The following is a 19574-nucleotide window of genomic DNA, read 5'->3' as shown; positions in this document are numbered from 1 at the left end:
TCCACCCCTACCAGCGGATAAACTGGACCCGCATTGCCTCCGTAGCTCAGGTGGATAGAGCACATGACTTCTAATCTTGTGGTCGCAGGTTCGAGTCCTGCCGGGGGCGCGTCAACCCGGGGCGAAGCGCTCGAGCAGAGGCGATCGGCCCGGCTACCGTTACTCCAATGCCACCTCGACGCAGGTTTCCGTCTGCCAAAACCTCAGGGGCGGCTCGCGCGCGTTACGCGACTCGACGACGACGGCGGCTCGCTCGCGTCGACAATGACCTCACCGCAGCCCAGTGGGACACCCTCCTAGACGCGTGGGGCGGGTGCGCATACTGCCAAATGACGAGCCCGGCATTGCAGCGCGACTGCGTTGTTCCGATCTCGCGTGGCGGCCGCTACACCCTCGAAAACGTGGTCCCTGCCTGCGCTTCCTGCAACGCAAGCAAACACAACGGCGAGGTCACCGAGTGGCTTCGTCGCAAGAAGCTTGACGAACGCACGTTCCTGCTACGCCACGCGACCATCTTGCGGGCACTGCGCCTCGGCGATTAACACCGGGGATTCGGCAAGCAGCCGGGCTAGCCACTACTCTGGAGCGTCAACGATCAATCAAGGACGATCCGTCAAACGCATCGACCGCCGCCGAACAGCGGCGCGTCAGCCGCAGCGGAACGCCAGAAGCCCGGTTCGCACGACACCCCGTCGCGCGGAACGACAAGGAGACCGGGCAAATCGCGAAAGGCAGATCCATGAGCCACGAACGGGCGCTCATCTTCTTCACCATGTTCATGATCGCGATGGTGGGGGTGACCGCAGGGGTCGTCACCTGGATCGGCTGAACGCTCCCCACCGCGGTAGCGTCATCGCCCTATGACACCTCCCGACCTCGTCTTATACAGCGTCACCGACCGCGTGGCGCTGATCACCGTCAACGATCCGGACCGGCGTAATGCCGTCACCGGCACGATGTCGGTGCAGCTGCGGGCCGCTGTGGAGCGGGCCGAAGCCGACCCCGATGTGCACGCGGTGGTGGTGACCGGAGCGGGCCGGGCGTTCTGCGCCGGAGCCGACCTGTCGGCCCTCGGTGTGGCGACCGAGGACGGACTGTTGGCGCTGTACGACGGTTTCATGGCGGTCGCGCAGTGCACGTTGCCCACGATCGCCGCCGTCAACGGCGCCGCGGTGGGTGCGGGCTTGAACCTGGCGCTGGCCGCCGACGTGCGTATCGCCGGTCCGGCGGCGCTGTTCGATGCCCGGTTCCAGCAGCTGGGTCTGCATCCCGGCGGCGGCGCCACCTGGATGTTGCACCGGGCGGTGGGGCCTCAGGTGGCGCGGGCCGCCCTGTTGTTCGGCATGCGTTTCGACGCCGAGGCCGCGGTGCGGCACGGCTTGGCGCTGCAGATCGACGACGACCCGGTCGCCGCGGCGATGAAGCTGGCCGCCGGACCGGCGTCGGCGCCTCGGCAGGTGGTCTTGGCGACCAAGGAAACAATGCGCGCCACCGCCAGCCCCGGGGCGATCGAGGGCGACCAACACGAGTTCGCCAAGCGGACCGAGCTGGGCCCGCAGGCAGCGTCCGTCGAGTCGCCGGACTTCGCCGCACGGCTGGCCGCAGCGCAGCGCAAGTAGCGGCACCCGGCTACAGATCCAGCAGCGCGATCTCCGGTTGTTCGATCAGATCGCGAAGCGCGCACAGGAATTCGGCGGTCTGCGCACCGTCGGCGACGCGATGGTCGAACGCGCACGTCAAGGTCAGCTGCGGACGTACGACGACGGTATCGCCCACCGCCACCGGCCGTGGTTTGAGCGAACCGATCCCCAAGATGGCCGCCTCCGGGTAATTGATCACCGGCACCCCGTCGTCGAGGCCGAGCGCCCCGAAGTTGGAGACCGTGAACGTCGACCCCTGCAGCTCGGCAGGTTTGAGTGTGCCGGCCCTTGCCTCGGCGATCAGCCGCGCAACGGTGTCGGCAAGTTCGCGGGTGGTCTTGCGGTGCGCGTCGAACACCACCGGCACCAGCAGGCCGCGGGGCGCGGCCACCCCGAAGCCCAGGTGCACGCCGCGATGGGTGCGGATCATCGGACCCTCCGGTGCTTCGACCCATGTCGCGTTGAGCACCGGGTGGCGGGTCAGGGCGATAACCAGCAGGCGCAGCATCAGCACGAACGGAGTGATCGTCGCACCGCCCGTCTCGACCAGCCGATCCCGCAGCTGCAGCAGGTTGGTGCCGTCGACCTGCACGCGGCCGTGCGCGTCGGGGATCCTGCTGCGGGACAGTGTCATCCGCTCGGCCATGGCCGCCTGCACCGGGCTGGGTGGACGAAGTTCGTCGTCGGGAGCCGCTTCGCCGGCGGCCGCTCGCACACCATCGGGAGTGATCACACCGCTCGGGCCGGGCGGCACTGCACTCAAATCGACACCCAACTCAGCGGCGAGTTTGCGCGCCCCCGGCTTGGCTTTGGGCCGCCCAGTCGTGGACGTGCAGGTGCGGCGGCTGGTGTCGAAACTGTCGTCGGCGCCGTAGCCGACCAGCACCGGTGCGCGTCCCGCCGGAGCGGCCGGACGCTCGGCCGATGTGCCGGTGTCGATGCGCACCAGCGGTGCCCCGACCGCGAGCACGTCTCCCAGCGCGCCACCCAGCTCGACCACCCGCCCGGCATACGGGCTGGGGATCTCCACTTCGGCTTTGGCCGTCTCCACCGAGCACAGCGCCTGGTTGAGTTCGATCTGATCGCCGACCGCGACGTTCCAAGTGGTCACCGTCACCTCTTCGAGGCCCTCCCCGAGATCGGGAACGCTGAAGGTCTGGACCGTCTCGGTACTCACGGCGCCTCCAGCACGCGCTGAACGCAGTCCAGCAGCCGATCGGGGCCGGGCAGCCACAGCCGTTCCAGCCGGGCCGGTGGATAAGGGGTGTCGAATCCGCTGGCGCGCAACACCGGTGCCTCCAGCTCGTAGAACAGTTCCTCCTGTATGCGGGCGGCCAGTTCGGCGCCGTAGCCGAGGTTGCGCGGGCCCTCGTGCAGCACCACGCATCGCCCGGTGCGCCGCACCGACGCCGCGACCGTGTCGAAGTCGAGCGGGACCAGCGAGCGCAGGTCGACCACCTCCAGGCTCCACCCGTGGTGTTGCGCGCCGATGTCGGCCGCGGACATTGCGGTGGCCACTCCGCCGCCGTAGGTGAGCACCGTGACGTCGGTGCCGGCCCGGCGTACGGCAGCGCACCCGATGCCCGGCGCGGGGTGTTCGGTGTCGACGGGTCCGCGGGCCCAGTACCGCCGCTTGGGCTCCAGGAACATCACCGGGTCGGGGGCGGCGATCGCGTGGCGCAGTAGCCAGTACGCGTCCGACGGGTCGGCGGGCACCACCACCTTCAGTCCGGCGGTGTGCGCCCAGTAGGTTTCGGTGGATTCCGAATGATGCTCGGCCGCACCGATTCCGCCGAACGACGGGACGCGTACGGTGACCGGCATCGATACCGCGCCGCGAGTCCGGGTCCGGTACTTGGCCAGGTGGCTGACCACCTGGTCCAATGCCGGGTAGCTGAACCCGTCGAACTGGATCTCCGGAACCGGGACGAAGCCACGAATGGCCAACCCGATGGCGATGCCGATCACCGCCGATTCCGCCAGCGGAGTATCGAAACAGCGTTGCTCACCGAAGGTTTCGGCCAGGCCCTCGGTCACCCGGAACACCCCGCCCTGCACGCCTACGTCGGTGCCGAACACCAGGACCTTGGGCTCGGCGTCCATCGCATCGCGCAGCGCCCGGTTGAGCGCGGCCACCATGGTCAGCTCTTCGGTGCGGGCGCCGGATCCGGCCGCTGGGGTCGGGGTCGCTGCGCGGGTCGGCGGTTCGAGGATCTGGGTCATCAGCGCCCCCTGCCCAATTCGGCGCGCAGCGCGGCGCGCTGCTGCTGCAGATCCGGGGTGATGTCGGTGAAGACGGCGGTGAATACCTCGTCGATGTCGGCGTCGGCAGCCCCGACGGTGGCGTCTCGCAGCTCGCTGCGTACGCGCTTGGCCCGAGCCTCGACCCGGTCCGCCAAGCGCTGCGACCACACGCCGATATTGCGCAGGTAGGTGCGGTAACGCGGGATCGGGTCGAGCGCCGTCCACTGGTCGACTTCGGCGTCGCTGCGGTAGCGGGTCGGATCATCGGAGGTGGTGTGCGGTCCGAGCCGGTAGGTGACGGCCTCGACCAGGCTCGGGCCATCACCGTGTCGCGCCCGCTCGGCGGCTTCGGCCATCACCGCGTAGCAGGCCAGCGGGTCGTTGCCGTCCACCCGGATACCGGGCATGCCGTAGCCGATCGCCTTATGCGCCAGCGAGACAGCGGCGGTCTGCTTGCTCAGCGGCACGGAGATGGCCCATTGGTTGTTCTGCACGTAGAACACGCACGGGGCGCTGAACACGGCGGCGAAATTCAGTGCCTCGTGTACGTCACCCTCGCTGGTTGCGCCGTCGCCGACAAAGGCGACGGTGACGGAATCCTCGGCCAGGCGTTGGGCGGCCATCGCCGCGCCCACCGCGTGCAGCGCCTGGGTACCGATCGGAACCGAGATCGGCGCGCAATTCTTCTCGGTGAACTCCAGCCCGCCGTTCCAGGTTCCGCGCCAGGCAGCCGCGACATGCCACGGCGGGATTCCCCGGGTGACGAAGACGCCCAGCTCGCGGTACTGCGGGAACAGCCAGTCGGTCTTGCGCAGGCACGCGGCGGCGCCGACCTGGGCCGCCTCCTGGCCTCGGCTCGACGCATAGAGCCCCAGCTCGCCCTGGCGCTGCAGGTTGACCAGTTCGGTGTCGAGTTCTCGGGTGAGCACCATCAGCTCATAGAGCCAACAGAGGGTTTCTTCGGGCAGGTCCCGGCTGTAGCGATTCTCGGTGGTGGGCGCCCCGTCCGGCCCGATCAGCTGCACAGGCTCCAGGGCGACCTGGGGACCGGTAATGCCTGGCAGCTGGCCCATGCGAGCCTCCTTGTGACGCTGATCTCATTATGCCAGCGAATGCACCACACACCGGGATCGCCGCGCTCCGCTGCACCACCTCAGCTGGCAGTGAACGCGTCGACGTCGCAGCTCCGCCCAGCGTGAAGGTAGGTGCACGTTCGGGCTCCGAGAGTGAAGCCAACTTCACGCTCGACGGGGCGGCGGGGCGACGGGGGTAGAGGTACGGGTTCTGGGCTAACCCGTCACCTCGAAGACGCCGTGCGCCCCGTTCTCGGCATGCCGCATGTCGTGGTCCATGAACGGGTAATGGCCCGGTTCGGGGAAGGTGAGCTCGACGAAGCCGCCCTGGGCGGGCGCCAGGTCGAGGACCTGCGATCCGCCCGCCGGGGCCGACGGGTCGCTCGGCTCATGCGGCGGTCCCAGCCTCGCCTCTCCTCCGTCGAGCCTCGCTGAACCGCCGGGCCGCAGCAGCCAGGCGCCCTCTTTGTAGACGGTATCGAACTGGGACCCGACGACGTGGAATGCGATCGAGTCGCTCGGACCGGCGTTGACCACCCAGACACGCACCCGTTCGGCGGTGCGCGCCGGCAGCGGGGCGTGCATGTACTGAGCCGCGGTGCCGTTGAACATCCAACCGTCGGGCTGGCCGGCGCGGATGGCCGTGGTTTGGGCGTCGGAATCAGGTGCGCTCGCGTAGAGCTGGGCGCCGACCAGGGCGTATTCCCGGTTCACCGTCGGCAACCCGGGTGGGTCGATGATCACCGCCCCGTACATGCCGTTGGCGATGTGCAGCGCCATCGGCGGGGTACTGCAGTGATAGAGCCAGGCGCCGGCCCGATGCGCCGTGAACCGGTAGACCAGCCGCTCCCCCGGCGCCAAGGTGCGCATCGGCTGGTCCGGGGCGAGCGCTCCAGCGTGAAAGTCGATTCCGTGGCCCATGGTCGCGTCGTTGCTCAATGTGATCTCGAAGGTGTCCCCGACCCTGCCGTGCAGCGTCGGCGCCGGTTCGACGCCGCCGAAGGTCCAGCGGATCTCCCTGCGGCCGGGCGCGATCTCCAGTTCCCGGTCGACGGCGCGTAGTTCCACCCGATGCACGCCCGGGGTCGCCGGTGCGAGCACCGCGTCGCGCGGTGTCCAGCCCGGGGACGGATCGGCGGCCAGGTCCAAAGCGGTCGGCGCGGGCAGTCCACCATGCCCCGCGCCGGTGTGCTCATGGCGGGGGGCACCACCGATGGCGTGGATCGTCATCGTCATGCCCGCAGCCCGGTGACCGGGTACGTCGCACCACGCCTCGCGGTCCTGTTGCACCGCACCGAGATCCAGCACCGCGGTCTGGCCGCGGCTCAACCGCGGGGTGTGCTCGCCGGTGTCGACGTACAAGTCGTGCGGCAATCCGTCGACGTTGGTGACTCGCAGCACCAGTCGGGTTCCGGCCGGCACATTGATCACGTCCGGGGAGAACCGCATGTTCTTCAGCGTGACGTCGACGGTGCGTGCCTCCCCGGAGATACCGGTGGCCCCCGACGGTGCGGGACCGCCGATTCCGAGCCCCAGAGCGGCGGCGACCGCGGCCACCGCGACAACGGCGACAGCCCCGGTGACCGCCCGGGAATGCGGCGCGATCGCGTCGATGTCGAGCGGGCCGCGCAGCGCCACGGGCAGCGCGAGCCGCAGCGCCAACAGGACGAAGCTGGCGACCGCGACCGCGGCCAGCACCCAGCCGATCAACGGCAGCGGCGGCGGCCACGGCCCGGCGACCAGCGGTACGGCGATGTTGATCGCGCACACCCGGGCCTGCCAGCCTTGATCCAGATAGCCGATGACTGCTTTGCGGACGGGTGGGCCGTTGGCCACCAGGATCGGTAGCAGCTGGCTCAGCGCGCCCATCAGGATCTGCGCAACGAATCCGACCGCCAGCAGCGGCAGCAGGGTGTTCTCCACGAACGCGGGCAGCACATCGACGGAGCGGCCTGCGATCAGCCGGGTCATCTCGATCAGGACGGCAACACCGAGCCAGGCCGTCGCTCCGACCAGCATCCAGGCCGCAGGTCCAGTAAAGCTGCGCCCTGGCCACAACCCGACGATGGACAAGCCGACTCCGACCGCATAACCCAGCAGTCCTGCCGCGGTGAGCCACCAGCTGTTGGTGAGCAGACCGGCAGCCGTGACAGATAGGCCCACCGTCAGCGTCGGCAGCGCCCGTTGGGCCATGGCAAAGTTACGAGGGGTGATCTTTTCCCGGATTGTGGTGGGCCACAGGGTGAACAAGGTGCCCACCACCGTCAGCCCGATCCACCCGTAGAGCATCACGTGCACGTGGGTGGTCCACAGCCGTGCATACCATCGGGCCACACCGAAAGCCATGGCAGCACCGGTCGCTGATCCGGCCAGCAGCGCTGCGATGGCGGCCAGGTAGAAACCGACCAGGTAGTCGAAGCGCGCCGACAGGGCGCGCTTCTTCATCGCGATCAACTCGACGCCGTGGGCGACGGCGACCACGGCCACGGCCGTGCCACCCATCCCGGTCAGGGCCTCGGTGTTGAAGGCGACACCGGCCAGGGTCGAGACGACGGCGACGTTGAGCAGTACCAGTTTGGCCACCAGGTGCCATTGCGGCGGGTCGGGAACCCGGCACAGCGTGGTGGTGAAGTGTCCCGACCAGATCACGATCGCATTGGTGGCCGCACCGAGCAGCAGCGCGTGCACCGGCAGCCAGATTGGGTGCGCAACGACGTTGTGCGCGACCAGCAACGCGACCGCGACGACCAGCCAGCCCAGCACCACGATGTTGGCGCCGAGGAAGACCGGCCCGCGCGGTCCACCCCGGCGGCGGGGTTTGGCGACCGGCGCCGGGGGCGGCGGCCCCAACGGAATCATGTTCGCCAGGCTACGGTGGCCGCGCGCTCAGCCGGAAGTGACCTTAGACATCGAAAGCCATCGGTTTTGATCCGGGCAAGTCACCCGTGATGGCCGGTGCTGACCACCAGGCGGCCGATGGTCTGGCGGGCGGCCATGCGTTCCAAGGCATTCGGCAGATCGGTCCAGGGAACCTCTGCGCCGACGACGGTACGGATCTTCCCGGTACGCAGCATCTCCAGGATCTTCGCGTGGGCTTCCAGTCCTTCCGAGCGGGCCGGCCAGTTGAAGCCCAGGGTGCGCCGGATCGCCACCGGGTCGTTGACATAGACCAGGCATACCCCGCACACGTCGAAGTTGCTGTAGGCGATGGGCCGTGGCGAGAGGTAGTCGCCGTCCTCCAGGGCGATGTCCTGGGCGAACCCGGCCATCAGGTACCGGCCGTTCAAACCCATGCACTTGAAGGTCTCCACCGCCACGTCGCCGCCGACCGCATCGAACGCGACGTCGACACCACGGCCGTAGGTCAGGTCCACGACCTGCTCGACCCAGTCACCGTTGCGGTAATTGATCGCGTGGTCGGCGCCGAGTTCCTTGCAGAAGGCGACCTTCTCGTCGCTTCCGGCGGTGGCGATCACCCGTGCGCCCAGCGCCTTGCCGAGCACCAACGCGCCGGATCCGGTGCCGCCCGCGGCGGCGTGCACCAGCAGGGTCTCCCCCGGCTTGAGGCGACCACGTTCCCGCAATGCGAACCAGCCCAGGTGGAACGGGTAGTGCAAGGCGGCGCCGTCGACATCGCTGACCCAGTCCGGCAGGTCCAGCGCGGTCGCCGCATCCACGATCGCGTAGGAGGCGTACCCGCCGAAGGCCATCACCGGGATGCCGACGATGCGCCGGCCGACGAGGTGTTCGGCGCCCTGGCCGGCACTTTCCACGACTCCGACCGTCTCCATGCCGGGCACGAACGGCGGCTGCAATGGCAGCGTCGTGTAGCGGCCACCGATGATGTCGATGTCGTTGAAATTGAGGCAGAACGCGTTGACGGCGACCCGGACTTCACCGGGTCCGGGCGCGCGTACCTCGACGCTCTGGCGGGCCAGCACTTTGGCCGGGTCACCGAGTTCGGTGGCGACCCAGGCGTCCGCGGTGATCGGTTGATTCATGGTTTCTCCCATTAGTCGTCGACGAATTGGTTTCGGTAGGCGCGCAGTCGGTTTGCCACTTCGTCGGCATCTAGCCCCAGACCGGCCGGCTGGTAGTCGACCGCGCCGTAGCGCCCGCGGGGGTGCTCGACGCAGAATTGCGTCATCGCTTCTTTGGCCCGGGTGTCAAGGGGCTGGCCCGCAAGCTCATAGATGGCGGCGACGGTTCCGTCCTCGTCGGCCATGAAGTCCTCGAACCGCACGTCGACGGACTGCGCCGCCGGCAGCACGTCGCGGTCGCGTAGGCAGCCGGTGAGCAGGTCGTCGGCCCGGTCCAGCCAGTACTTCGAGATCTTGACCGGATCCGGTTGGTCGCAGGCCATACGTGCCGCGTAGCTGATCATGGTCGCCATCGATCGCGTCACCTCGACCGGATCCCGATGGGTGACCACGAAGGTGGCGTCGGGGAAGGTGGCATATAGCGCGGGGAACTGCTCCAGATGCTGCGGCGATTTGAGCACCCAGCGGGTCCCACCGCGTAGCCATTGCAGCGCCTGCAGGGTGCGCTTCATGTATGCGTACGACGCGGTCTGATCGTGCGTCTTGTAGTGCTGCGCGAATGTCGGGAGGTAGTAACTACATTCGAAGAGCATTCCGGAGATGTCATTGCCCAGCAGCTGGATCTCTTCGTGCGCGTGGTCAACGGTCATGTCGTGCATGCGCTTGAACTCGGGCATCGAGGTGTTGATCAGATCCAGGCCGACGGCGCAGCGGTCACGCCTGGCCTGCGGATCGGGTTCACCCGGCGTGGCAACCGGCTCCATGCTCTCCCAGTACGGCAGGTAGCGCAGTGCCGGGTCGGCGGCGATCAGGTTGTGCAGGTGCGTGGTGCCGGTGCGTGGCAGACCGCAGATGATGATCGGGCGGTCGATCTCGACGCTCTCGATCTCGGGGTTCGCCGCGATCAGGTCTTCCAGTCGAAGCCGGTTGACCAGGTGGCCCACCAGTTGTTCGAATGCCATCGCCCGGCCGACACCGGACAGGTCGGCCTCGGTGACCAGCGATTCGCACAGCACGTCGAGGCGTTCGCGGAATCCGTTGTCGCCCCAGTTGTCCAGGCCAGTTCGCTCGGTTGCGGCCTGCAGCAGTGCTTCCGGCGTGAGTTGCAGGACCGCGCCGTAGCCTGCTAGGCCTTCGCGCATCGGGGCCGCGGCCTCGGGAAAGACCGGGTTGGCAAGGTCTTCAAGCCGGATGGCGCCCGGACGAGTGGCGGCGCTCATGAGGCCAGCTCTGCGACGTCGACGACCCGGCAGCTCAGTGGGTCGGGCGTGGCCTCGGGTAGGAACCAGCGCAGCCAGATCAGGCCTTTGGACCGGCCCGCGGTGGACACCCAGTTCGGATGTCCGGGATCGGTTTCGCTGATCACGATCTGCCAGGACCCGTCGGGGGCATAGGTGACGTGCGAGCCGTTGATGGTGACCCGCTCGCGGGTGTAGTCGTAGGTGTGCAGGAACGGATTCCACAGGCACAGATTCCAGAACACACACTCCGGCGATGTTCCTTCGATGACCAGCGCCTGTCCGGGTTGCAGTTCGTAGGCCCCCATCGAATAGGCGGCATCGCCGGCGGCCCAGCCCACGGTGCGGCTGGGAACCGGGTAGGGCTCCTGCAGCACGTTGGCCGGCAGCCGCACGGGCGCCATGGCGGCCTGTTCACGGATCCAAGTGCGCGCCGCGCGCATCCGCCGGCTCAGATCGGCCCGGGTGTCAGGGCGCCGGCCAGTGTCATCGAGCGCCTCGATCTTCCACTGCACGCGCCGATCGGTCCCGGAGTCGGTGAGATAGTCGCGGGTCAGGATGAACACGGCGTCGGGCTCCAGTTTGAGCCAATTGCCCTGCTGCTCCGTCGCACTGATGACGAATTCGAAGTTTCCGTCGGCGTCGCAACCGACGTCGCGATCGTTGATGGTGTCGATGATGCGGTCGCTGTAGCGGCCGTCGTCGGGCCCGCCGTAGACGGTCATGGACAGATAGACCGCGTCGCCGCGGTTGCCGGTGACCCGGTAGCTGCGGCTCGGGTCGACCGGCGCCAGCTGGTAGAAGGCATCCGAATTGTCGCCGCCCCATTTGAGATAGGGACCGATCACGTCGACCAGGATCGGCTTGTCCGCATCGCCCCAGATGTAGGCCTCGGAGGCGACGCGCAGCAGACTCAACGCCCATCGGTAGCCGTCGAGGACGTCAGCCTCCTCCAACGGCGGATCGGCATTCAATAGGCGCTGCTCGACCGCACGGACCTCGTCGAGCAGAGACCCGAATGCCTCAGACAGATCCGATAACTCGTCACTCATCCCGGTTCTCCTTTTTTCTCATTCCCTGCAGCAGCAGGGTGCACAGCCTGTCGGCGGCGGCATCGACGGTGTCGGTGGCCAAGACTTGGGCGACGTAGAAGCTGGTGCCCACCAATGCGTCATAGGCGATCTCGATATCGATGTCGGCATCGAGCACACCTTGGTCAATGCCGGCGCTCACCAGAACCCCGAACGCGGTCCGGGTCGTCTCGTCCAGCAGCTGTTGAGTGCGGATGAACAGTTCCGGATCGCGGTGGCGATCGGCCAGGATGCCCAGTGCCGCGGCAGCCACGTCCGGTGCGCGCCAGAACTCGAACACGCCGGCAACGAATTGGCGCAGGTCGGCTTCGAAATCGCCCGAGCTGGTCAGCACGTCACCGACCTCGGCGGCACCGAAGACCGCGTCGAACACCAGGTGGGTCTTCGACGGCCAACGCCGGTAGACGGTGGGTCGGCTGACGTCTGCCTCGCGGGCGATCGCCTCGATGGACACCTGGTCGTAGCCGTCGCGGGCCAGCAGCCGCCGGGTGGCCTCGATGATGGCCTGCTCGGTGCGCGGATCACGCGGGCGTCCGCGACCGGCCGGGGCCTGGTCCGGGCTCGCCGTCACTGTGGCATCCGTTGGGAACGACTCACGCTCTAAACAATTACATTACGTAACGTAATTCGTCAATGGTGTTGTGGGCCGCCCCGACTGCGCAGGTCAGAACGCGTAGCGGTGGTACTGCGACATGTTCGCCACCGCCGGAATCAGCGACATCGCCTTGCCCAGCGCCCGGTAGGCGCGCGGCAGTTGGGCGTACGTGGCCGACTCGAACCAGCGCTCCCATTGCAGGAGCCGGGTGCCCGGTATCGCGGCAAGAATGTCGTCGGGGCCGTTGATCGCCCAGTGCAGCTTCGCCCCGGATCTGCGGACCACCGCGTTGGACCACTGCGATTTGACGCCCAGCCAGTTGAAGGCGTCGAACTGCAACTCCCCACCCGGGGCGTGCTCGACCACCCGGCGCAGCAACGCCACGCCGTCCGATTCGGTGAGGTACATGGTCAGGCCTTCGCCCAGCATCAATGTCGGCCGGCCGGTGGGGATTTCGGCGAACCACGCCGGGTCGGTGACCGATGCCGCCACCACATGATTGTGGGGTCGCTCCGGAAGCAGCTGCCGGCGCAGGTCGGCCACCGACGCGTAATCGATGTCGTACCAGTCGACTCCATCGCCGGGCTGCAGCCGGAAGTATCGGGCGTCGAGCCCACAACCCAGGTGCAGCACCACGGCATCGGGGTTGGCCGCCAGAAATCGGCGAGCCCAGATGTCGAAGTGTGCCGAGCGGGTGGTCACCGACGGTGATCGGGCCGCGGTGATGGTGGTCTTGCGCCAGTCGTAGTCGATGCGTGCGACCACTTCCTTGGCGTAGCGGTCTCCCAGGATGGGTTCGGGCAGATCGGCATCCAGCGCCTTGGCGTACAGCGTCGCGAGCATGGTCTGTGGGGACCCGCTCAGGTCCACCCGCGCCTTGTCATCGGTCATGCCAATCCACGCTAGCGCCGCCGGCGAAAACCGGGCGGAGCTGAACGCCGGTCGGCGTGGTGTTCAGCCCTACGGCGTTATCCACTGACGTTCAACCGCTTTGACCAGCGCGGTCAGGGTGGCATTCACCGGGACCTGCTCCCCCACCTGCGCGGCCGTGCGCACCACAGCGCCGTTGATGACGTCGATCTCGCTGACTCGGCGGGCCAGATGATCCAGCAGCGCAGACGGTTTGGCGTTCGGCATCTGCGCTCCGAAGGCCCGGACATGCGCGACCGGGTCTGCCACATCGATGCCGATTCCGGCGGCGCGCGCCACCGTCCAGGCCTCGGTTGCGGTGGCCCGGCTGACCGGTCCCATGTCTGCGTCGTCCATGACCTGCCCCACCGTCATGCCGGTCAGCGCGCACGGCGCGCTGTAGGCGGCGTTGCAGATCAGCTTCTCCCACTGCATGGCAGCGATATCGGCGACCGCGGCGGCGTCGAATCCCGCCTCGGACCACACCCGAGCGATCTGATCGACCGTCGAAAACGGCAGCGCCGCATAGGCGCCGAACCGGACAGCACGCATCGCGTTGTGGTGCACATGCCCCGGGGCGGGACGAGAGGCCCCGAAGCCGCTGGCGATGCCGACCGCCACCCGGGCTGTTCCGACGATGTCGGCGACGGTGTCTGCCGATCCGAGTCCGTTCTGGATGGTCAACACCGGCGTGTCCTCGCCGAGCAGCGGCAGTGCCTGGTTGGCCCCGGTGGCGACGTCGGCGGCCTTGACCGCCAACACCACCAGATCCATCGGCTCATCCGGCGCGGTGGTGGCCGCGCGCATGGGAACCACCTGGTCAGGTTGCGGTCCGCTGATCCGCAGGCCGCCCGCGGCGATGGCCTCGACGTGCGCGCTTGACCGGTCCACCGCCAGCACGTCGTTGCCGGCCGCCGCCAGCTTGGCGGCATAGATGGAACCCATGGCGCCGCATCCGATGACCGCGATCTTCATCTGCTCATCCCACCAGGTCGGCGATCACGGCGGCCAGGTCGGGCTTCTCCTCCAGCCCGAAGCCCGGCGCGTCGGTCGGCGCGATGGTGCCCTCGGCCAGCACACAACCCGGTGCGTAGCCGCCGAACGGTGCGAACACCCCGGGGTAGGACTCGCAGCCGCCCAGGCCCAACGCGACCACGATGTGCAGATTGATCAGGTGCCCGCCGTGTGGGAAGGCGAAGCGGCGATCGAAGCCGTTCGCTTCCAGGACCTCGATCATTCGGGCGTATTCGGTCAGGCCGTAGCTGAGTCCGGCGTCCATCTGGAAGATGTCGCTGCCCGGCCGCATACCGGCGTAACGAAGCAGGTTGGTCGCGTCGCGCACCGAGAACAGGTTCTCTCCGGTGGCGATGGCACCGTCGTAGGCCGCAATGACCGCGGCATTCAACGCAAAGTCGAGCGGATCACCGGGCTCTTCGTACCAGCGCAGTCCATACGGGCGCAGCGCGTGGGCCCATTGCACCGCGGCGGCCTCGCCGAACCGGCCGTTGGCGTCGACCGCGACCCGGGCACCGCTGCCGACGATGTCGATCACGGCCTCGATGCGCGCCAGGTCCTCGCTCGTCGACGCGCCGCCGATCTTCATCTTGACCGCGTCGTAGCCCATGTCGAGATAGCCACGGATCTCGCTGCGCAGCCGATCCAGGCCGGCGTCCGAGTCGTCGCCGGGGTAGTAGTAGCCACCGGCGGCATACACCGGCACGGCGGCGGGGACGGTGTCGCGGCCGAAATACCCGGCAATGGTGCGGTAGGCGGGCTCGTCGGCGAGTTTGGCATTGAGGTCCCAGCAGGCCAACTCCAGTGCGGCCGCCGCACCGGCCCGGTCGCCGTGCCCGCCGGGCTTCTCGTCGGCCAGCGCACAACTGAGCACCCTCGCGGGATCGATCCGGCCGGCGTCGTCAAGCAACGACTCGGGATTCGCGCGCAGCACCCGCGGGATCATCCGATCGGCCAGGATGCCGCTCTGGGCGAATCGGCCGATCGAATTGAACGCGATACCGGTCACCGGCTTCCCGTCGCGGATCTGATCGCTGACCACCGCGACCAGTGACACCGTGTGCCGGGAGAAATCCACCAAGGCGTTGGCGACCTCGCCGCGCAGTCGCACCGGTGTCTCGATGATCTGGGAGATGCGCATGCGGTGTCAGTCCTCCTGGTGCGTCAATCCGCTCGCCGCAGGATGGCTTCCGCGTGCCGCAGCACCGGGGAGTCGACCATCTGTCCTTCGAACGCGAACACCCCGCGCTCGGTCTGCGCCGCGGCGAGCACCCTGCGCGCCCAGTCAACCCGTTCCGGGGCGGGCCGATAGGCGTCGCGGACCACCGCGATCTGGCTCGGGTGGATGCACACCGTAGCAGCGAATCCGACCGCGGCGCCATCGAGTGCTTCGGCTTTGAGCCCGTCGAGGTCGCCGATGTTGAGGTAGACGGCGTCCAATGCGGCCCGGCCGAACGTCGATGCGGCCAACAGCACACTCGAGCGCACGTGGCGGGCCACATCGCGATACCGGCCGTCAGCGTGCCGGCTGGAGCCGCCGCCCATTGCGGCGACCAGATCTTCGGCGCCCCACATCATCGCGACGCACTGCTGTGCGGCGGCGATCTCGGCGCAGAACACCGCGCCGCGTGGCGTCTCGATCAGGGCCACCACCTGCCGTGGCGCCAGCGCGGCGACCTGTGCGGCGGATTCGGTCTTGGCCAGCATCACCGTGGTGTAGGCGGTGTCGGCCAGGGCCTCCAGGTCGCGGGCCTGGTCCTCGGTCCCGGCGGGGTTCACCCGCACCACGGTCCGCTCCGGGTCAAGGGGTGTGCTCCGCAGCGCTTCGCGGGCGGCGGGCCGATCCGCCGCGGCCACACCGTCTTCCAGGTCCAGGATCACCACGTCGGCGACCGCGGCCGCCTTGCCGTATCGCTCCGGGCGATCTGCCGGGCAGAACAGCCAGGCCGGACCGGCGCTCACTGGTCCCCCGCGGGCTTCTTGCGCACCAGCGTGGTGCGTACCGCGCGGGCGACGATGTCGCCGTTCTGGTTACGCCCGACGTGCTCCAACGTCACGATGCCCTCGCCGGGGCGACTCTTGGACTCCCGCTTGTCGGTGCAGACCGTCTCGGCGTACAGCGTGTCGCCGTGAAACACCGGCTTGGGGAACGACACCTCCGAGAAGCCCAGGTTGGCCACGATGGTGCCCAGCGTCAGCTGCGACACCGACAGGCCGACCAGCGTGGAGAGGGTGAACATCGAATTCACCAGGCGCTCACCGCGGAAGCCCGGTTGCTGGGCCGCCCACGCCGCATCCAGGTGCAGCGATTGGGTGTTCATAGTCAGCGTGGTGAACAGCACGTTGTCGGCTTCGGTGATGGTCCGCCCGGGCCGGTGGGCGTAGATGGTGCCGATCTCGTACTCCTCGAACCACAGCCCACGCTGCTCGACCGTCTTGCTCACGCCGTTTCCCTTCCGCTCTTTCTGGCGCCGAGTGTGAATCCTGCGACGCGACACGCCGACACGGCGTCGCAGGATTCACACTCGGCGGAGGACTTCCCCATCACAGCCCCAACGATCGCGCGATGAGCATCAGCTGCACCTCGGTGGTGCCCTCGCCGATCTCGAGGATCTTGCTGTCGCGATAGTGCCGGGCCACCGGGTACTCGTTGATGAAGCCGTAGCCGCCGTGGATCTGGGTGGCGTCGCGGGCGTTGTCCATCGCCGCTTCCGAGGAGATCATCTTGGCGATCGCCGCCTCCTTCTTGAACGGCTTGCCCGCCAACATCTTCGCGGCGGCGTCGTAGTAGGCGGTACGGGCGACGTGAGCACGCGCCTCCATCCGGGCGATCTTGAAGCTGATCGCCTGGTAGGAGCCGATCGTCTGGCCGAACGCCTCACGCTCGCCGGCGTACTTCACACTTTCGTCCACGCAACCCTGCGCCACCCCGGTGGCCACCGCGGCGATCGCGATACGGCCCTCATCGAGGATGGACAGGAAGTTCGCGTAGCCCCGGCCCTCGTCACCGAGCAGGTTGGCTTGGGGAACGCGGGCGTCGGCGAAGGTGAGCGGGTGGGTGTCCGAGGCGTTCCAGCCGACCTTGTTGTAGGCCGGTTCCACGGTGAATCCCGCTGTGCCGGAGGGCACGATGATGGTGGAGATGTCCTTCTTGCCGTCGGGCCGGGTTCCGGTGACGGCGGTGACGGTCACCAGTGACGTGATGTCGGTTCCGGAGTTGGTGATGAACTGCTTGGTGCCGTTGATCACCCACTCGTCGCCGTCGCGGCGGGCGGTGGTCCTGGTGCCGCTGGCATCGGAGCCGGCGCCCGGTTCGGTCAGGCCGAATCCCGCCAGCGTGCGACCGCTCACCAGATCCGGCAGCCAGGTCTGCTTCTGTTCTTCGGAGCCGAACCGGTAGATCGGCATCGCCCCCAGGCCCACCCCGGCCTCCAGGGTCATCGCCACCGACTGGTCGACCTTGCCGAGTTCCTCCAAGGCGAGCGCCAGGGCGAAGTAGTCGCCGCCCATCCCGCCGTACTCCTCGGGGAACGGCAGGCCGAACAGCCCCATCTCCCCCATCTTCGCGATCACTTCGTAGGGGAAGCTGTGCTCTTCGTCGTGCTTGGCCGCCACCGGAGCGACGACGGTGCGGGCGAATTCAGCGACGGTGTCGCGCAGGTCCAGGTAGTGGCTCGGCAGGGTTCCTGCCTCGATGGTGGTCATGATTTCGCTTCCTCGGTCTCTTCCTCCGGGATCAGCCGCGCCAGCACCTGATCCACCTTCACTTGATCGCCCACCGCTACCAACACCTGCACCCGGCCGGAAATCGGGGCGGTCAGGGTGTGCTCCATCTTCATCGCCTCGACCACGAGCACCGGATCACCTTCGCCGACAGTCGATTCCGATGCGGCACTGACGGCGATCACGGTGCCCGGCATCGGGCTGGCGATCTCTGCGCTGCGGGTTGCGCCGCCGCGGTGCACACGCACCACTTCGGCCTCTCGCAGCTGCCAGCTTCCGCGTTCGTCGCAGATCCACAGTTGACCGTCGTCTTCGGCGAACAGGTAGCGGCGTTGCCGCCCGGCCACCGTGGCGATCAGCTGGTCGCCTTCGACATGGGCGCTGGCGCTCTGGGTCTCGCCGTCACCGATCTGCACCTGCGCGGCGTAGGGCAGGCCCCACACCGACACCGTCTCGGTGCGCAGCGGGGTGTGCATCTCGGTACGCACCGGCGCCGCCGCGCCGATTCGCCATCCGCTCGGGGCCGCCCACAGCGATCTCGGCGCGGTTTCGCCCGCTGAGCGAGCATTATCGCGCCGAAATCGCCCCGAGAGCGCCCACTGGCGATAGAGGCCACCGGCGGCCAACACATCGTCGGGTGCGGGCACCGGCGCGAAATCGCCCGACCGCGCATCCAGCAGTTCGGTGTCCAGGTCACCCGCGATCACCCGCTCATCGGCCAGCAGAAACCGCAGGAACTCGACGTTGGTCTGCACGCCGAACACCGCCGTGCCGGCCAGCGCCGCGTCGAGGCGCACCAGTGCCTGCGCCCGGTCGGCCCCGTGCGCGATCACCTTGGACAGCATCGGGTCGTAGTCGCTGCCGACAACGGTGCCGTCCTGCAACGACGAGTCCACCCGTACCCCCGTGCCGGTGGGTTCGTGCACCGCCAGCACCCGCCCTCCCGTAGGCAAGAAGCCACGAGCCGGGTCCTCGGCATATACCCGGGCCTCCATGGCGTGCCCCGTCAAGGTGATGTCGTCCTGGGTGACGGACAGCTTCTCCCCGGCGGCCACCCGCAGCTGCCACTCGACCAGGTCCAGGCCGGTGATCGCTTCGGTGACGGGGTGTTCCACCTGCAGCCGGGTGTTCATCTCCATGAAGAAGAACTCATCCGGGCGATCGGCGGAGACGATGAATTCCACCGTGCCGGCGCCGACGTAGTCCACGCTGCGGGCGGTGTTGCAGGCCGCCGTGCCGATCCGGTCGCGGGTGGCGGCGTCCAGCAGCGGCGACGGCGCCTCTTCGATCACCTTCTGGTGGCGGCGCTGCAGGCTGCATTCGCGTTCGCCGAGGTGCACCACGTTGCCCTGGGTGTCGGCGAGCACCTGCACCTCGATGTGGCGCGGCCGCAGCACGAAGCGCTCCAAGAACAAGGTGTCGTCACCGAACGCCGAGGCCGCCTCGCGCCGCGCGGTGGCCAGCGCCGCGCGCAGCTGGGCAGGCTCCTCCACCAGGTGCATGCCTTTGCCACCACCGCCGGCCGACGGCTTGATCAGCACCGGGTAGCCGATCTCGCCGGCTGCTTCCACCAGGGTGTCGTCGGACAGACCGGGTTTGGCGATGCCCGGAACCACCGGCACCTCAAAGGCGGTGACGGTGTTCTTCGCGGAGATCTTGTCGCCCATCACCTCGATGGCCCGGGCCGGCGGCCCGATGAAGACCACTCCGGCCCGCTCGCAGGCGGCCGCGAATCCAGCGTTCTCGGAGAGGAATCCGTAGCCGGGGTGGATGGCCTGGGCGCCGGTGGTCGCGGCGGCCTCGAGCACCTTGGGTATCGACAGGTAGCTCTCCAGCACCGGTGCCGGCCCCAGGCGCACCGCGGTGTCGGCTTCGCGCACATGGCGCGCCCCGGCGTCGGCGTCGCTGTAGACGGCTACGGATCGGATGCCCATCCGGCGCAGGGTGCGGATCACCCGGACCGCGATCTCACCGCGGTTGGCTATCAAGACGGTTTCAAACATGTGC

The 19574-nt window shown here is 68.2% G+C and carries 16 protein-coding genes, 1 tRNA gene and 1 pseudogene; 3 read left to right on the top strand and 15 right to left on the bottom strand.

Annotated elements, in window-relative coordinates; all coding sequences use genetic code 11:
- The first annotated feature begins 35 nt into the window (after positions 1 to 35).
- The 3 genes from ACJH71_RS13210 (at position 36) to ACJH71_RS13200 (ending at position 1619) form a co-directional block, all read left to right on the top strand.
- A tRNA-Arg gene (locus ACJH71_RS13210) sits at positions 36 to 109 on the top strand.
- Between the two features lie 58 nt (positions 110 to 167).
- Positions 168 to 542 carry an HNH endonuclease gene (locus tag ACJH71_RS13205; protein WP_406758470.1) on the top strand — a complete coding sequence of 125 codons (375 nt, stop codon included), beginning with the start codon at positions 168 to 170 and terminating at the stop codon, positions 540 to 542.
- A gap of 318 nt (positions 543 to 860) precedes the next feature.
- Positions 861 to 1619 (top strand): enoyl-CoA hydratase, encoded by a 759-nt coding sequence (locus ACJH71_RS13200; RefSeq protein WP_406758469.1) that lies wholly within the window; start codon positions 861 to 863, stop codon positions 1617 to 1619.
- A gap of 10 nt (positions 1620 to 1629) precedes the next feature.
- Here the strand turns inward: ACJH71_RS13200 and ACJH71_RS13195 are convergent, their stop codons facing one another.
- From ACJH71_RS13195 to ACJH71_RS13125, 15 genes and pseudogenes are all read right to left on the bottom strand, one after another.
- On the bottom strand, positions 1630 to 2817 hold the full coding sequence (locus ACJH71_RS13195) for a dihydrolipoamide acetyltransferase family protein (protein ID WP_406758468.1): 1188 nt from the start codon (positions 2815 to 2817) through the stop codon (positions 1630 to 1632).
- Positions 2814 to 3863, bottom strand: a complete 1050-nt coding sequence (locus tag ACJH71_RS13190) for an alpha-ketoacid dehydrogenase subunit beta (protein ID WP_406758467.1) — start codon at positions 3861 to 3863, stop codon at positions 2814 to 2816. Before ACJH71_RS13190 ends, ACJH71_RS13195 begins: the two co-directional genes overlap by 4 nt.
- A complete protein-coding gene (pdhA, locus tag ACJH71_RS13185) occupies positions 3863 to 4957 on the bottom strand; it encodes a pyruvate dehydrogenase (acetyl-transferring) E1 component subunit alpha (RefSeq protein ID WP_406758466.1) in 1095 nt (364 codons plus the stop codon). Before pdhA ends, ACJH71_RS13190 begins: the two co-directional genes overlap by 1 nt.
- Positions 4958 to 5173: 216 nt before the next feature.
- On the bottom strand, positions 5174 to 7816 hold the full coding sequence (locus tag ACJH71_RS13180; protein ID WP_406758465.1) for a multicopper oxidase domain-containing protein: 2643 nt from the start codon (positions 7814 to 7816) through the stop codon (positions 5174 to 5176).
- A gap of 80 nt (positions 7817 to 7896) precedes the next feature.
- The gene (locus tag ACJH71_RS13175) at positions 7897 to 8958 is read right to left on the bottom strand and encodes a zinc-binding dehydrogenase (RefSeq protein ID WP_406758464.1); all 1062 of its coding nucleotides are present in this window, start codon (positions 8956 to 8958) and stop codon (positions 7897 to 7899) included.
- An 11-nt stretch (positions 8959 to 8969) separates the two neighbouring features.
- Positions 8970 to 10217 (bottom strand): sulfotransferase family protein, encoded by a 1248-nt coding sequence (locus ACJH71_RS13170; protein ID WP_406758463.1) that lies wholly within the window; start codon positions 10215 to 10217, stop codon positions 8970 to 8972.
- Positions 10214 to 11287 (bottom strand): DUF1214 domain-containing protein, encoded by a 1074-nt coding sequence (locus ACJH71_RS13165; protein ID WP_406758462.1) that lies wholly within the window; start codon positions 11285 to 11287, stop codon positions 10214 to 10216. Before ACJH71_RS13165 ends, ACJH71_RS13170 begins: the two co-directional genes overlap by 4 nt.
- On the bottom strand, positions 11280 to 11897 hold the full coding sequence (locus ACJH71_RS13160; RefSeq protein ID WP_406758461.1) for a TetR/AcrR family transcriptional regulator: 618 nt from the start codon (positions 11895 to 11897) through the stop codon (positions 11280 to 11282). Before ACJH71_RS13160 ends, ACJH71_RS13165 begins: the two co-directional genes overlap by 8 nt.
- A 93-nt stretch (positions 11898 to 11990) precedes the next feature.
- Positions 11991 to 12812 carry a class I SAM-dependent methyltransferase gene (locus tag ACJH71_RS13155; RefSeq protein WP_406758460.1) on the bottom strand — a complete coding sequence of 274 codons (822 nt, stop codon included), beginning with the start codon at positions 12810 to 12812 and terminating at the stop codon, positions 11991 to 11993.
- Positions 12813 to 12881: 69 nt separating this feature from the next.
- Entirely contained in the window at positions 12882 to 13805 is a 924-nt protein-coding gene (locus tag ACJH71_RS13150; protein ID WP_406758459.1) for a ketopantoate reductase family protein, read from the bottom strand.
- Positions 13806 to 13809: 4 nt separating this feature from the next.
- Positions 13810 to 14985 carry an enolase C-terminal domain-like protein gene (locus ACJH71_RS13145; RefSeq protein ID WP_406758458.1) on the bottom strand — a complete coding sequence of 392 codons (1176 nt, stop codon included), beginning with the start codon at positions 14983 to 14985 and terminating at the stop codon, positions 13810 to 13812.
- A gap of 23 nt (positions 14986 to 15008) precedes the next feature.
- Positions 15009 to 15806 (bottom strand): HpcH/HpaI aldolase/citrate lyase family protein, encoded by a 798-nt coding sequence (locus tag ACJH71_RS13140; protein ID WP_406758457.1) that lies wholly within the window; start codon positions 15804 to 15806, stop codon positions 15009 to 15011.
- Positions 15803 to 16389, bottom strand: a pseudogene (locus ACJH71_RS13135) (MaoC family dehydratase). Before ACJH71_RS13135 ends, ACJH71_RS13140 begins: the two are co-directional and overlap by 4 nt.
- On the bottom strand, positions 16389 to 17549 hold the full coding sequence (locus ACJH71_RS13130; RefSeq protein WP_406758456.1) for an acyl-CoA dehydrogenase family protein: 1161 nt from the start codon (positions 17547 to 17549) through the stop codon (positions 16389 to 16391). The pseudogene ACJH71_RS13135 and the gene ACJH71_RS13130 overlap by 1 nt, the downstream one beginning before the upstream one ends.
- A complete protein-coding gene (locus tag ACJH71_RS13125; protein WP_406758455.1) occupies positions 17546 to 19570 on the bottom strand; it encodes an acetyl/propionyl/methylcrotonyl-CoA carboxylase subunit alpha in 2025 nt (674 codons plus the stop codon). Before ACJH71_RS13125 ends, ACJH71_RS13130 begins: the two co-directional genes overlap by 4 nt.
- Between the last annotated feature and the right edge of the window lie 4 nt (positions 19571 to 19574).

Origin of the sequence: Mycobacterium sp. SMC-15 (assembly GCF_045310925.1) — a bacterium.
GTDB lineage: Bacteria > Actinomycetota > Actinomycetes > Mycobacteriales > Mycobacteriaceae > Mycobacterium.
The sequence above is the reverse complement of the archived record's forward strand: the minus strand, read 5'-3'. Positions and strand labels throughout refer to the sequence as shown.